Source organism: Shewanella sp. S23-S33, assembly GCF_043359565.1.
GTDB classification, from domain to species: Bacteria; Pseudomonadota; Gammaproteobacteria; order Enterobacterales; family Shewanellaceae; genus Shewanella; species Shewanella oncorhynchi.
Map to the genome: position 1 here is coordinate 87481 of NZ_JBHFFD010000044.1, position 15306 is coordinate 102786.

The window sequence follows — 15306 nt, forward strand, 5'->3', positions numbered from 1 at the left end:
CTTTGCTAGGGTTGCTTGGCCGCAATGAGTACTCGGCTAAATTCAGCATTAGGCTCGAGGGGGGTGATGGCGGCGATATGGTCGAGTCTAAGGGATTGTTTAGTTTGTTGCAGTTGGATGATAAGCCACTCAGTTTTGTCGGCTCTTGTCTGCGTGGTGATAGCTTTACCTTGGCATTGGGTGCCATCAATAAGCTCAATGTTGAGTTGATAACCACGCAGACAGGCGAGTTCGAGATAGTCGTAGTGGGCGCAGGGGATCATTTTATAATCTGACATTGGATCATCTCATTGGGAGTTCGACCCTATTGTGGCAAAAATACTTGCCATTGGCATTATTGTGGATTGTTTTATCCTGTCTCTGAGGCCGTGTGAAAAGTTGAACCAAGCGTGTTAGCGAGTTTTTTATTTGCTTAGACCTTTAGATATGCGCGCCCCTCTTGACTTTATTCCTGTCGCTCCCTAGTCTGCTTGTTCAGTAATCAAGGTGGTATGCGATGGAAATAACCTACAATTTAAAACCTGCGTCCGAGCGCCGTACTGAGCAATTCAAGCCCGAGGGGAATGTGGGCTTTGGTAGCCTCAGAACCGATCATATGTTTTTGATGGATTATCATGATGGACAATGGTGCGATCCGCGCATCGTTCCTTATGGACCATTTGAAATGGCACCGGGTGCAATGGCGTTGCATTATGGCCAGTCGATCTTCGAAGGCGCGAAAGCCTTTATGCACGAAGATGGCGAGATTTATACTTTCCGCATTAATAAGAATGCCGAGCGGATGAATCGCTCCGCCGATATCGTTTGTATTCCTAATATCGATGAACAAATGCAGATGGATGCGATCAATGCGTTGATTGATGTCGATCGCCTGTGGTTCCCGATGCAAGAAGGCGCGTGTCTGTATATTCGTCCTTTTATTTTTGCGACCGAAGACCGCCTCTCTGTGAGCCCAAGTTCGCGTTATACCTTCTGTGTCGTGTTAAGCCCAAGTGGCGCTTATTACGCGGCTGGCGTGAACAAAGGCATACGCTTGCTGATCAGCAAAACTTTCCATCGTGCAGTATCGGGTGGCACTGGCGCCTCAAAAGCTGCGGGTAACTATGCGGCTTCGTTGCGTGCGGGTAAAGCGGCGGCAGCCTTTGGTGCATCGCAAGTGTTATATCTCGATTCAACCAATCAACAGATTGAAGAAGCGGGCGCGATGAATCATTTCCACATTCTGAAAGATGGCACTGTGATTATTCCAACCTTCACAGATACTATTTTGAAGTCGATCACCTCGCAATCTATTATGGAATTGGGAGATATGCTCGGTTGTGAAGTGCGCCAAGAGACTGTCATGCTTGATAAATTTATCGCTGATATTGAATCTGGTGAAATTGTCGAGGCTGGTGGTTTTGGGACGGCGGCCGTGGTTTCTGCTGTAGGCTCCTACATTTTTGAAGATGGCCATGTTGTCACTGTCGGTAATGGTGAAGTGGGCGAGCATGTTCAGCGCATCTATAAACTGTATACCGAAATCCAAAAGGGCCATATTAAAGGTCCTGAAGGTTGGGTTAAGCGTGTTGAACGTTTAGCAAAGTAAGGAATTTGTGGTGATGTTTAAAGGCTCTTAGGAGCCTTTTTTATTGGCTGAATTTTGCGATGACATTTGTAGACTTCGCCTTAAATCAAAGTGGCTGTGGCTTAGATTGATTTTTGAGTAAGGTTAAACAATCTTCGGCATTTAAGGGTTTACTCAGTAAAAAACCTTGTACTTGATCGCAACCCTGCATCGCCAAGAAGTTGAGCTGTTCTTGGGTCTCTACGCCTTCGGCGACGACATTCAGTTCTAAGCTGTGAGCGAGGGCAATAATGGCGCTGGTGATGGCGGCATCGTCGGGATCGTTGGTGATGTCTCTGACAAATTCTCGATCGATTTTGAGTGTGTCTATCGGGAAGCGTTTGAGATAGCTTAGGCTCGAATAACCCGTACCAAAATCATCCACGGCTATGGTCAATCCTAGGGCCTTGAGTTTAGATAGGATGCTGACCGATTCCTGCGGATTGCCCATGATCATTGATTCAGTAAGCTCAAGCTCAAGGGATTGAGCCGGGAGACCTGATACGGCTAAAGCAACTTCGATGGTGGAGATAATGTCCGCTTTCAGTTGGCGAGCCGATAGGTTGACGGCGATAGTGATCCCGTTAAATCCTAGGCTATTCCATTCGGCTAATTGCTGGCAGGCGTGGTTGATCACCCAATGGCCAATTTGGGTGATGATGCCGGTTTCTTCCGCCAGTGGAATAAACTCGACGGGGGAAATGGGGCCAAGTTCAGTGTGATACCAACGTAAAAGTGCTTCCAGTCCTGTGAGTGAACCATCTCGTAAACAGAATTTAGGTTGATAAACCAAGCTTAGTTCTTTGCGTTGGATAGCTTCCTTTAAACCACTTTCGAGTTGTACATGACGGGTGGCGATTTCATTTAACTTAGAGGTATAAAACTGAAAGTTATTTCGACCTGATGATTTTGCGTGGTACATGGCGGTATCGGCAAATTTAATCAGTGAGTCGGCATTGTCCGCATCGTTAGGGTATAAGCTGATACCTATTGAGGTCGAAATGGTCAGCGTTTTATCGTCCAATAGGAAGGGCGTTTGGAATGCTCTGAGTACTTTTTCTGAGATCAGGGTTGCGGCTTTTGTTTTCGCAACACCTTCTAAAATAATAGTAAATTCATCGCCACCTAAGCGTGCAACAGTATCGCCATCACGCACCGCATTTTGCAGTCGTCTTGCCACGGCTTTCAGTAACAAATCCCCGACATGATGACCCATAGAGTCGTTGATATGTTTAAAGCGGTCGAGGTCTAAGAACAGCAAGGCAACGATATTATTCGCTCTGTGCGCTTGAGTAATCGCGTGATTGAGCCTGTCTTGAAATAAGGTTCGGTTAGGTAAGCCAGTTAATGTGTCGAAGCTGGCGAGAAAACGCAGATCTTCTTCGGCTTTTTTCCGCTCTGTGATGTCGGTAAATACTGCAACGAAGTGACTGGTTTCGCCTTTGATATCGATTACTTGGTTGATTTCAAGCCAGACTAAAATGGCCTGACGTTGTTTATTGCGGATCCACAGTTCTCCGACCCAATGTTTGTGACGCAGTAGCTGTTGTTCAATTGTATTGAACAACTCCCGCTGTTGGCGACTAAAGGCTAAGTGAATGAAATGCCTGTCGGTTATTTGGCGTTCTGTGTACCCTGTAATGGCACAAAATGCTGGGTTGACCGAACGAATTCGATAATTTAATCCTCCCACTACAACGGCTTCGTTCATACTGTTGAGCACTTGTGATGACAGTACCAACTCGTTTTCAATCAGTTTGCGTGAGGTAATGTTGCGGTTGGTCCCTGTCATGCGGATCGGATTATCTAGGCTATCTTTTTCCACCACTTTACCGCGGTCTAAAATCCATACCCAATTACCGGGGGAGCGTTCGACTCGGTACTCTGCTTCGAAGAAAGGCGAACGACCTTGAAGGTGTTCGTTAAGCTCAAATTTGAATCTTTCCCTATCCTCTGAGTGCATGCTCTCATGGGCTATATTGCTGCTATTCCAATGGGGGACTGAAGAATCCATATTGGTACGATAGACTCGATTTTCTGGTATGTTCCAGTCCCACATGCCATCGCCAGAGGCCCAAAGTGCAAGTTTGAGTCGCTCCTCTGAGGCGCGGATACTGGTTTCAAATTCGCGCTGTTGCTGGCGTTTTCTTTTGCGCCAGATAATGATCCAAGCCAACAGCCATAGAGAGAGCAAGCTATAGAGGGCGTAGGCGAACTGAGTTCGATAGAAGGGCGCTTGTACATGAAGATCGACAGAAAGGGCGTAGTCACCTTGAGTGTTGTATTGCAGCCCATGGCGAACATGCAGTTGGTAGTGGCCAGGGTTAATATTGGTGAAGGTGATTTCATTACCTGTGGGGAGCTCATGCCACTCGTTATCAAATCCTTCAAGAAAATAGCTGAAGCGGTTTTTACCCGTATAGCTGAAATCCAATGAGGTCACCTCAAAACTGATCAGCTGATCGCTATAGTCCATTACTATGCTAGGTGGATGGCTCAAATCGAGAATAGTGTGCCCTTTACCCGCAATACTATAGCCAGTGAGTGCGACTTTAACATCGGGTCGTTGATCTGGAATTGACTTTGGATTGAAACGATTTATGCCATTAATACCACCAAACCAGAGATCGCCATCGCTGTCTTCAAGTTTTACGCCACCGTTAAACTCCAGTGCTTGTAGCCCTTCTTGTTCGTTAAATATGATGACACGATTGGTTTTAGGATTGAGCTTTCCTATCCCCGCATTACTACTAAACCAAATGTTGTGTTCTTGATCCTCGAGTAAGGCATAGATGGTATCACTTGGTAATCCCTGATTGCGGGTATAGTGGCTAAAACCTGCATCGGCCTCTTGGGACGGTAACTTGCTGATCCCACCATGGGTGGCAAACCATACCTCGCCCGATTTTGTGACTAAAATATCGCGGACACGGTTGTTGATCAGGCTGTTTTTGTCTGAGGATTGATGGAAGTAGGATTTACCTGTGCCTGTTTTCATATCCAGCTTAAGCAGGCCATCGAGTGTACCTATCCATAGCGTATCTTTGTGTGTTCTGAGGATTAAAAACTGGTTTTGTGCAGGATAGAAATTATCAATATGTGCCAATGAGATAAAAGTAAATTCATCGGTATTTATCGCCTTACGGTAGAGGACATCGGTTGTTGCCACCCAGAGGTGACCTTGCTCATCAATATCTAAACTACGGATATAATTGGTTTCTGAGCCTTGATCAGTGCGTTCTGTCACCTTGAGTAACTGGAATTGGCCATCTAGCGCCAGTCGACCTAACCCATAGTTAGTGGCAAACCAAAGCACGCCATTTTTGTCTTGGTCTATATCTCGCAGGATAAGATTTAAGTTGCGTTGATGCATCCCTAAGGCGTTAGCAAAGAGCTCCGTGTAGTGTTCATATTTTCCATTGGCCAACATGCGTTTAAGCCCAGCACCTTCGGTGCCTATCCATAGCGCATTATCTTGGCTGCGGAACAAGGTGCGAATGTTGTTACTTTGTTTCGACAGATTAGGGGTGGATTCGTAAATATGCTGAAAATACTGACGACGGGTATTAATTTTATCTAGACCAGAATAACTGGCACCTAACCATAAATTGCCAAAGGGATCTTGCAGTAAGCTCAGTATGTTATTTTCACTGATACTGTTGGTACGCTTAGGATCATACCTGTGGTAGGTAGCAGTAAATGCCTTATCGTTTCTCTCGAGTTGAATAAGACCGGCTTCTGGCCCAACAACCCAAAAGTCACCCTGCTCAGTTTGGATAAAATCTTTAATGTAAGGCACATTATCGTCTGTCTGCCAGAGGATTTCGCCCTGTTGTGACGCCAAGTTGTAATGCCATAATTGCTCACCCAGAGCTAAAGTGATCGCATTAGCGGAATGTGCCCTAATTTGATGTGCAGTGAGATTCTGCGGGACATTTAAGCGAGTGATAGTATTGGCACTGACAGCAAAGGTGCCGCTATCTTGTGTTCCTGCCAGAAGGTAAGTGTCTTCAACATTGGCTAAGCTGGTGATGTGGGGTTGAACACTATTACCTAAGTTCACTTGGGTAATGCGTTTGGTTTTGGTCGATAGGGAAAATAGTCCTGCTTTAGTACCAATCCAGAGTGTATTGCCTACAACGCTGAGTTTGGTTGTGCGTGGATCGGTAAGCCCTTGTTCTTGGCCAAAGTGTTCAAAGGTCCCTGTGCTCAAATCGAGTCGATTTACCCCTTGGCTGAAAGTCGAAACCCAGATATTACCTTCTGAGTCTTGAATAATGTCAGAGACATAGCTCTCAGAAATACTCCTCGGATCATTGGGTGAATGGGGGAAAATATTGAAGCTGTGACCGTTATAAGCATGCAAACCATCTTGAGTGCCAATCCATAACATACCTGCATTGTCCATAAACAGGCTGGTAATCGTATTTTGGGTAAGGCCATCTTCACTGCGAATATGTTCAAATTTGAGCTGTGTGGAAGCCGCGCTCAATGGTTGAGCTAATCCATTGCACGAGATCCCCCACAAACTTAGGATAAAAAGCGTACTAAATATTAGCTTGTGGATTAGTTGACTCAAATTTTCCCCTACCAAAAACGGACCCATCCTGATTAGGTTTCTATTTAGTTTAGTTCTTAGCCTAGACCTTACATGCCATTTTGCTGTAAAAATGCGACTTAAATTGCTGACTTGGTTTAAAAATAACCAAAATCGATGGGCACGATTCTGTAATAGATCATGCAATATATTAACTGTACCGTTTTACTGCCAATATTCTTTTTATGACGAGTTTGTATTCTGGCGTTTTTGCTAAAGGATCTTAGCATTGTTTCAGGTATGTCAACATATCATGCTAAGACAAATACGGGCGAAGCAGATTAAAATGATGGGCGAGAATAGAAAAAAGACCTTGCCGGAAGGGGGAGAAGCAAGGTCTTTGGTTGAACTGTTTTACTTAGATAAAGTTACGCAGCGGGCACCCGCACAAAACCTTCCATCAGCACGCGGGCGCTGCGGCTCATAATGGCTTTGACAACCGTCCATTCTCCATTCACTAAGTTTGCCTCAGCGCCAACGCGCAAGGTGCCTGAGGGATGACCGAAACGTACAGCATCTATCGTTTTGTGAGTGTCTCCGCCTGCGGCTAAGTTGACTAAAGTGCCGGGAATTGCCGCCGCCGTACCAATCGCAACGGCAGCCGTGCCCATCATTGCGTGGTGCAGTTTGCCCATAGACAAGGCGCGTACCAGTAGGTCAATTTCATCTGCATTGACGGTTTTGCCGCTCGATGACACATAGGCTTTAGGTTTAGCGACAAAGGCGATCTTAGGCGTGTGTTGGCGTGCAACTGCTTCATCAATATGCGAAATCAAGCCCATACGCACGGCGCCATAGGCGCGAATGGTTTCAAATTTGGCAAGGGTGGCATTGTCACTATTAATATCATCCTGTAGCTCAGTGCCTGTGTAGCCTAAGTCTTCTGCGTTGATAAAAATGGTGGGAATGCCCGCGTTGATCATAGTAGCGTTAAAGTTGCCAATGCCCGGCACTTCTAGCACATCGACAAGATTGCCCGTAGGGAACATGTTGCCACCGCCACTGCTGGCATCCTCATCGGCAGCCGGGTTCATAAACTCGATTTGCACTTCGGCGGCAGGAAAGGTCACACCATCGAGCTCAAAATCACCGGTTTCTTGCACTTCACCCTTGGTGATGGGCACATGGGCGATAATCGTTTTGCCTATGTTGGCTTGCCAAATTCGGACTGTACAGACGCCATTGTGTGGAATACGGGCCGTATCAATTAAGCCATTGCTGATGGCAAAGGCACCGACAGCGGCGGTCAAGTTGCCACAGTTACCGCTCCAATCGACAAAAGGTTTATCGATCGCCACTTGGCCGAAGAGGTAATCGACATCGTGATCGGTTTGGGTGCTAGGGGAGAGGATCACGGCTTTGCTGGTGCTCGAGGTGGCTCCACCCATGCCATCGATTTGTTTACCGTAAGCGTCTGGGCTGCCTATCACTCGTAGTAACAAGGCATCACGTGCAGGACCTGCAACTTGTGCGGCTTTAGGTAAATCCTGCAGACGGAAAAACACGCCCTTGCTGGTGCCGCCGCGCATATAAGTCGCGGCGACTTTGATTTGTGGCGGGAAAAAATTCTTACTCATGCTATTAACTCCAAGGGGAATAGCGATACAGGTTAGCGTTGCTATCAAAGGTGGCGATTCACGTGTGGAGTCGCCACCTGTTGAAAGCGAGTTTTACTTCAGATTCGACTCTAAAAAGTCCTGAGCAAAACGCTGCAATACGCCGCCGGCCTCGTAGATAGACACTTCTTCGGCGGTATCGAGACGACATGTGACTGGCACTTCGATGCGCTCCCCGTTTTTACGGGTGATAACGACAGTTAAGTCTGCTCTTGGCGCTGGAATGCCGAGCACATCGAACACTTCGGTGCCGTCTATACCATAGGTGGCGCGGTTGTCACCGGCTTTAAATTCCAGTGGCAACACGCCCATACCGACTAAGTTAGTGCGATGAATACGCTCGAAACCTTCGGCAACAATGGCCTCAACCCCCGCTAAACGCACGCCTTTGGCGGCCCAGTCACGGGACGAACCTTGGCCGTAATCTGCGCCCGCTATGATGATCAGCGGCTGCTTACGTTCCATATAGGTTTCAATCGCTTCCCACATACGGGTCACTTGGCCTTCTGGCTCGATACGCGTCAGTGAGCCTTGTTGTACTTTGCCATCAACCAGCGCCATTTCGTTTTTAAGCTTGGGATTGGCAAAGGTGGCGCGCTGGGCGGTTAAGTGATCCCCCCTGTGGGTGGCGTAGGAGTTAAAGTCTTCCTCCGGCAAGCCCATCTTGTGCAGGTATTCGCCCGCGGCGCTGTCCATCATAATGGCGTTCGACGGCGATAAATGGTCGGTGGTGATGTTGTCACCCAGCACCGCCAGTGGTCGCATGCCTTTTAACGTGCGCTCTCCGGCCAATGCGCCTTCCCAGTAAGGAGGGCGACGAATATAAGTAGATTGCGGGCGCCAATCGTACAGCGGGCTGATTTGTTCGCCATAATCGACGGCTAAATCAAACATGGGTTCGTACACTTTACGGAACTGCTCAGGTTTAACACTTTTGGCAATCACGGCATCGATTTCTTCATCCGATGGCCAAATGTCGATAAGTTTGACTGGGTTGCCGTCTTTATCTAATCCCAACACATCTTTTTCGATATCGAAACGTATGGTGCCGGCAATCGCGTAGGCGACGACCAATGGCGGCGATGCTAAGAAGGCTTGTTTTGCATAAGGGTGAATACGGCCATCGAAGTTACGGTTACCCGATAACACAGCGGTGGCGTACAAGTCGCGGTCGATCACTTCTTTTTGAATCACAGGATCCAGCGCGCCGCTCATGCCGTTACACGTCGTGCAGGCAAAACCAACAATGCCAAAACCGAGTTGTTCAAGTTCAGGCAATAGCTTGGCTTCTTCCAAATACAACTGCACCGCTTTTGAGCCTGGTGCCAGTGAGGTTTTGACCCAAGGTTTGCGGCTTAAGCCTTTAGCGTTGGCGTTGCGGGCAATGAGACCTGCAGCAATCACGTTGCGTGGGTTACTGGTGTTAGTACAGCTGGTAATCGCCGCAATAATCACAGCACCATCGGGCATTAAGCCTGGCTCGTTTTCGACTACGCCGCTAATTCCGCGCTCAGCCAATTCTGATGTTGGCACCCGTGCATGTGGGTTTGATGGCCCTGCAATGGTGCGCACCACCGAAGATAAATCAAAATGCAGTACGCGTGGATAGTGTACTTCGGTCAAGCTGTCGGCCCACAAACCTGCGGTTTTGGCATAGGTTTCAACCAGTTTAACTTGCTCGGCTTCGCGGCCAGTTAAGGTCAAATAATCTAAGGTTTGCTGGTCGATGTAGAACATGGCCGCAGTGGCGCCAAATTCAGGTGTCATATTCGAAATCGTGGCGCGATCGCCTAATGTCAGCGCCGCTGCGCCCTTACCGAAGAACTCTAAATAAGAGGAGACGACTTTTTGTGCGCGTAGAAACTCGGTCAAGGCTAATACGATATCGGTAGCCGTAATGCCTGGCTGTGGTCTGCCCGTGAGCTCGACACCGATAATGTCCGGTAGACGCATATAGGATGCGCGCCCTAGCATGACGCTTTCGGCTTCTAAGCCACCGACACCTATGGCGATAACGCCGAGCGCATCAACGTGCGGCGTGTGGCTATCGGTGCCGACTAAGGTATCTGGGAAGGCCACGCCATTGCGTGAATGCACCACAGGCGACATACGTTCTAAGTTAATTTGGTGCATGATGCCGTTACCCTGAGGGATAACATCAATGTTTTTAAAGGCTTTTTGCGTCCAATCAATAAAGTGGAATCTGTCTTCGTTGCGTCTGTCTTCGATGGCGCGGTTTTTGGCGAAGGCGTCTTTATCAAAACCACCAAATTCGACAGCGAGTGAGTGATCCACAATTAATTGTGTTGGTACAACAGGGTTCACTTTGGCCGGATCGCCACCCTTAGCGGCAATAGCGTCACGCAGACCCGCAAGGTCAACTAAAGCGGTTTGCCCCAAAATGTCGTGGCACACCACGCGGGCAGGAAACCAAGGAAAATCCAGTTCTTGCTTAGATTCGATAATCTGTTTTAGCGAGTCGGTTAAAACGGCCGGATCGCAGCGACGGACTAAGTTTTCAGCTAAAACGCGCGAGGTGTAAGGCAGCTTGGCATACGAGCCAGCTTGAATGGCTTCTACGGCTTCGCGGGTATCGAAGTAATCGAGTTGAGTGCCGGGTAAGGGCTTACGATATTGGGTATTCATAGCAGTGCTCATAACATCATCCATTTCGGAAAATGAAGTTGGCGCGAGACTTACATTGAGTGAAATCTCGCGCCAAGTGTGGTCAATTTTGCTTAACGGTTGGCAATTGGTACCACTTTGCGCGGCGCAACGCCCACATAATCGGCACTCGGGCGGATGATGCGGTTGTTAGAGCGTTGCTCCATCACGTGCGCCGCCCAGCCAGTGACGCGTGAACACACGAAGATTGGCGTAAACAACTTAGTCGGAATATCCATGTAGTGGTAAGCGCTGGCATGGAAGAAGTCAGCATTACAGAAGAGTTTTTTCTGTTCCCACATCAGGGCTTCGCAGGCAACTGATACGCGGTATAGGCGGTCGTCACCGTTGGCAGCCGCCAGTTTTTCTGACCATTCTTTGATGATGGCGTTACGTGGATCGCTGTCGCGGTAAATTGCGTGACCGAAGCCCATTATCTTATCTTTACGCTCGAGTTTGCCCATTAAGATGTCGCGCGCATCGGCTTCATCTTTCATGTCTTGGATCAGTTCCATCGCCGCTTCGTTCGCGCCGCCATGCAGAGGGCCGCGCAGTGAACCAATCGCCCCAGTCACGCATGAATGCATATCTGACAGGGTGGAAGCACATACGCGAGCGGTAAAGGTTGATGCGTTAAATTCATGTTCTGCATAAAGAATTAACGATACGTCCATCACTTTAGCATGCAGTGCCGACGGCGCTTTGCCATGCAATAAGTGCAGGAAGTGTGCGCCAATTTGATCGTCATCGGTTTCAGTATCAATACGCACGCCATCGTGGCTAAAGCGATACCAGTAACAGATGATCGATGGGAATGCGGCGAGTAAACGGTCGGTGATTTCACTCTGTTCGGCAAAGCTGTGCTCGGCTTCTAAGTTACCTAGCATAGAGCAGCCAGTACGCATCACATCCATAGGATGAGTGTCGGCGGGAATGCGCTCCAATACTTCTTTTAATGCTTGCGGCAGACCGCGAAGGCCTTTGAGTTTGGTTTTGTAGGCATCAAGTTGGGCTGCCGTGGGCAGCTCGCCGTAAAGAATAAGGTAAGCGACTTCTTCGAAGGTGGCATTTTCACCGAGATCTTTCACATCATAACCGCGGTACGTTAGGCCGCTGCCTGACACGCCCACTGTGCTCAATGCGGTTTCGCCTGCGCTCTGGCCACGTAATCCTGCACCGCTTAGTTTTTTAGCTTCTGACATAATCCTTCCCTTCCGTTAACTCTGTTTGGTTATTGCTGGCGGATTTCAGTGCTCATTTCAGAGCACTTATTCGCCGACATTTATTGGTTAAGGCTGCACTTTTTATGTAATTTGTTTAACGCTAAATCGGTTTTAACGCCAAACCCTGTAGGGTTGCAGCTTTTCGGTTATTTATCTTGGCTGAACAGTTGATCTAACTTGTCTTCAAAGGCGTGGTAGCCCAAGTATTTATACAAGTCTTTACGGGTCTGCATCGTGTCTAGCACGTTGCGTTGATGACCATCATTCATCAGCGCTTGCATGACGTTCAGTGCGGCTTGGTTGGCTGCACGGAAAGTACCGAGTGGATAAAGCACCATGTCGGCGCCCGCCTCGGCGAGTTCTTCTTTATTGAACAATTGGGTTTGACCAAATTCAGTCATGTTCGCCAAAATCGGTGCTTTTACCTGTGCTTTAAAATGGCGATATTGGTCTAGCTCAGTTAAGGCTTCGGCGAAGATCATGTCGGCACCGGCGGCAATATAGGCTTGCGCGCGTTCGATACCTGCTTCTAAACCTTCCACGGCGACCGCATCGGTGCGCGCCATGATCACAAAGTTAGGATCGGTACGGGCATCGACGGCCGCTTTAATGCGATCGACCATTTCTTCAATGCTCACGACTGCTTTGTTGGGTCTATGGCCGCAACGCTTTTGCGACACTTGGTCTTCCATGTGCACAGCAGCGACGCCGATTTTTTCGAATTCTTTGATGGTACGAGCAATGTTGAATGCGCCGCCCCAGCCAGTATCGATATCTACCAATAAAGGCACTTGTGTGGCTGAGGTGATACGACCGGCATCAATCAGCACGTCGTTCATTGAGGTCATGCCCAAGTCAGGCAAACCGTAGGAAGCATTGGCAACGCCAGCGCCCGAAAGATACAAGGCTTGGAAGCCTGTTTGTTCTGCCATTAAGGCAAAATAGGCATTGGTGGTGCCAACGATTTGTAACGGTTTGGCCTTAGCAAGAGCTTGGCGAAAACGTAATCCTGCGCTTTGAGTCATGGTTTTATCCTTTTCCATTTTATGGGACGTGGCATATTGAGCCGTATGAACTTAGCTAATGTTGGCTAAGGTTTCTTTTGCGGCTGCATTGGCTTGCAATTCAATTAAGCGTAATTCGGTATTTTTACGCCCCTGTTCGATATGGCGGCGCATCAGCAAACTGGCCAATTCACCATCACGCTGGGCAATGGCTTCGACTATGCGTCTGTGTTCGGCAATCGCTTTCACGGGACGACTTTTATTAGTGCACTGGTAGCGATACATACGTAGCAAGTGATACAGGCCGCCTACTAAGGTTTCCTGCAGATGCTTGTTACCGCTGGCTTGAATAATTTGGTAGTGAAAATCGACATCGCCTTCCTCTTGGAAGTAAGTATCGCCCTTGGCGAGCGCCGCTTCTTGCGTTGCGAGCAGATCTTCTAGTTTGACTAATTGTTCTGGGGTAATACGGCTGGCGGCGAGTTCGCAGGCCATGCCTTCAAGTACGCTACGTAGTTGATATAAATCGTTAAGTTCATTCACCGTCAGTTGGGCGACGCGGGCCCCAACATGGGGCGCACGCACTACTAAACGTTGTCTTTCTAAGGTTTGCAGTGCTTCGCGGGTCGGGCCGCGGCTGATGCCGTATTTTTCGGCCAGTGCTTGCTCGTTAATCTTGCTGCCTGCAGGCAGTTCGCCCTTGATAATGCTGGTTTGGATCTGCACCAAAATTTGATCGGCTAATGTGGTCGACGTTTTATCTGCCGAGGTCGATTTGACCTTGTGCAGGTGGGTAACTTGAGTGTCATCAGAAACGAACGTCGTGTCTTGCTTCAACATAGAACGCATCACTATTAATAGGATTGTCGACAATGGGTAAAAAATAGCCCTCCCTTGGTGGATTGTCAACAATGTGTTTACTTAGACGTAAGTCTATATTTCAATGGATTTCTATTTTTATTATTGATTTTTATCATTTTATTTTAATTATCTCGTTGTTAATATTTTGTGTTATGAATATTTAAATATTAAATTGTCAACAATGACGTGGTTTTAACCTTCCAACCTCGTTGCGGATGTTGATGGTTTTGGAGAAAATCGTCCAAATGCATTTGGCATGTTTATCCTTCGCGTTATGCTATGGGCGGAATGAGACATTTGGGGATGACAGTGGAAAAAGTGTTAGTGAGCAGTTGTTTACTCGGACAAGCGGTGCGCTACGACGGTGGCCATAACTTGATGGAGAGCGAGCTGGTGCAAACGTGGCTCGAGCAAGGGCGGATTGTGGCGATTTGTCCCGAATGTGCAGGCGGTTTGCCAACACCTAGACCGCCAGCGGAGCGGATTGGACAGCGTATCTTAACCGCTCAGGGTGAGGATGTGACCCACGCTTTTAGTCTGGGAGCCGATCTCGCGCTTAAGCTGGCGCAGCAACACGGGATTAAAGTGGCGATTTTAAAAGCCCGCAGTCCATCCTGTGGTAATAGGCAGATTTACGATGGTCAATTTGTAAAACAGTTAATTGCGGGACAAGGATTGACAGCTGAAAAACTCAGCGCCGCAGGAATAACCGTATTCAATGAATTGGAGTTATCCGCTGCAGCGGCATGCGTTGCTAAACTAGAGCAAAGCTAGAGACGAGCTAGCTTGCTTGAGTGTGATTTGGGCTGGTGGCCTTATTATTCACACTTTGGTGCGTTTGGAGTAAAGCATCAATTTGTTGATCTTTTTCCGCCCACACTTGGTTTAACCAGCGCTGGAATTCGACGCGGTACTCAGACTCAGAGAAATAACGTGCCGCATCGACCTGAGGCACGGGCAGGGCGTTAATTCGCACAATAATCTTACTGACCTTACCATTCATCACCCCAAACAGAATATCTTCAGGCGCATCTGGGTAGACGATTGTCATATCCAGCAGGTTAGTAAATTGTTCGCCCATGGCTGATAAGGTAAAGGCGATACCACCCGCTTTAGGACGTAACAAATGTTGATAAGGCGAGTTTTGGCGCTGATGTTTATCTTGGGTAAAACGGCTGCCTTCAACATAGTTAATGATCGACGTGGGCATATTGCTAAACTTGGCACAGGCGCGGCGTGTGGTCGCTAAATCTTTACCCTTAAGCTTTGGATTCTTTTTGAGTTTTGCGGGGCTGGTTCTATTCATAAATGGCATATCCAGCGCCCAACATCCTAGGCCCATGATGGGCACATAGATGAGTTCTTTTTTGAGGAAGAACTTCAGCATAGGGATGTGGTTACGTAACACGTAAGTTTGCGCGGCGATATCGAATCCACTGAGGTGGTTGCTGATCAGCAAATACCAGCTGTTTTTATCGAGTCCTTCGAGCCCTTTGACATCCCACTCAATTTTAGCGATCAAATACAAGATGCCACCGTTGCAGCAGGCCCAAGCCCACATAAAACGGTTCATGACCGCAGTCACCGCATTGCGCGCACCTTGTGCTGGCATCACAAGTTTCACTAATCCGCCAATGCTGATAAGCGAGCCCCAAACGGCGGTATTAATGATCAGCAAGCTTAAGCTCAGAATAAACAACACTGAACCAGGCAGGAAATTCAACATAGTGGCGTT

General features: G+C 48.1%; 10 protein-coding genes. 2 read left to right on the plus strand and 8 right to left on the minus strand.

Annotated elements, in window-relative coordinates; genetic code table 11:
• Positions 1 to 5: 5 nt before the first annotated feature.
• On the minus strand, positions 6 to 278 hold the full coding sequence (locus tag ACHA99_RS11690; protein ID WP_105251101.1) for a Rho-binding antiterminator: 273 nt from the start codon (positions 276 to 278) through the stop codon (positions 6 to 8).
• Positions 279 to 496: 218 nt separating this feature from the next.
• On the opposite strand from ACHA99_RS11690, the gene ACHA99_RS11695 reads away from it, so the two are divergent.
• Positions 497 to 1588: a branched-chain amino acid aminotransferase gene (locus tag ACHA99_RS11695; RefSeq protein WP_263201299.1), complete on the plus strand. Its 1092-nt coding sequence runs from the start codon at positions 497 to 499 to the stop codon at positions 1586 to 1588.
• A gap of 85 nt (positions 1589 to 1673) precedes the next feature.
• Here the strand turns inward: ACHA99_RS11695 and ACHA99_RS11700 are convergent, their stop codons facing one another.
• The 6 genes from ACHA99_RS11700 to ACHA99_RS11725 all read right to left on the minus strand — a co-directional run bounded on the left by ACHA99_RS11700 (position 1674) and on the right by ACHA99_RS11725 (position 13550).
• The gene (locus ACHA99_RS11700; RefSeq protein WP_393942936.1) at positions 1674 to 6200 is read right to left on the minus strand and encodes an EAL domain-containing protein; all 4527 of its coding nucleotides are present in this window, start codon (positions 6198 to 6200) and stop codon (positions 1674 to 1676) included.
• Between the two features lie 371 nt (positions 6201 to 6571).
• Positions 6572 to 7780 (minus strand): 2-methylaconitate cis-trans isomerase PrpF, encoded by a 1209-nt coding sequence (prpF, locus tag ACHA99_RS11705; RefSeq protein WP_168825993.1) that lies wholly within the window; start codon positions 7778 to 7780, stop codon positions 6572 to 6574.
• A gap of 93 nt (positions 7781 to 7873) precedes the next feature.
• Entirely contained in the window at positions 7874 to 10477 is a 2604-nt protein-coding gene (gene acnD / locus ACHA99_RS11710) for a Fe/S-dependent 2-methylisocitrate dehydratase AcnD (RefSeq protein ID WP_393942868.1), read from the minus strand.
• A gap of 80 nt (positions 10478 to 10557) precedes the next feature.
• Positions 10558 to 11685, minus strand: coding sequence for a 2-methylcitrate synthase (gene prpC / locus ACHA99_RS11715; RefSeq protein ID WP_393942870.1), 1128 nt, complete (start codon positions 11683 to 11685; stop codon positions 10558 to 10560).
• Positions 11686 to 11852: 167 nt separating this feature from the next.
• Positions 11853 to 12731: a methylisocitrate lyase gene (gene prpB, locus ACHA99_RS11720; RefSeq protein ID WP_006084450.1), complete on the minus strand. Its 879-nt coding sequence runs from the start codon at positions 12729 to 12731 to the stop codon at positions 11853 to 11855.
• Between the two features lie 51 nt (positions 12732 to 12782).
• Positions 12783 to 13550: a GntR family transcriptional regulator gene (locus tag ACHA99_RS11725; protein ID WP_393942872.1), complete on the minus strand. Its 768-nt coding sequence runs from the start codon at positions 13548 to 13550 to the stop codon at positions 12783 to 12785.
• A 300-nt stretch (positions 13551 to 13850) separates the two neighbouring features.
• Between ACHA99_RS11725 and ACHA99_RS11730 the strand changes: the two genes are divergently transcribed.
• Positions 13851 to 14345 carry a 2-thiouracil desulfurase family protein gene (locus ACHA99_RS11730; protein WP_131524937.1) on the plus strand — a complete coding sequence of 165 codons (495 nt, stop codon included), beginning with the start codon at positions 13851 to 13853 and terminating at the stop codon, positions 14343 to 14345.
• Positions 14346 to 14352: 7 nt separating this feature from the next.
• On the opposite strand, the gene ACHA99_RS11735 is transcribed toward ACHA99_RS11730, so the two are convergent.
• Complete coding sequence (locus ACHA99_RS11735) at positions 14353 to 15297, minus strand: acyltransferase (RefSeq protein ID WP_131524936.1); 945 nt, start codon at positions 15295 to 15297, stop codon at positions 14353 to 14355.
• Positions 15298 to 15306: the final 9 nt, after the last annotated feature.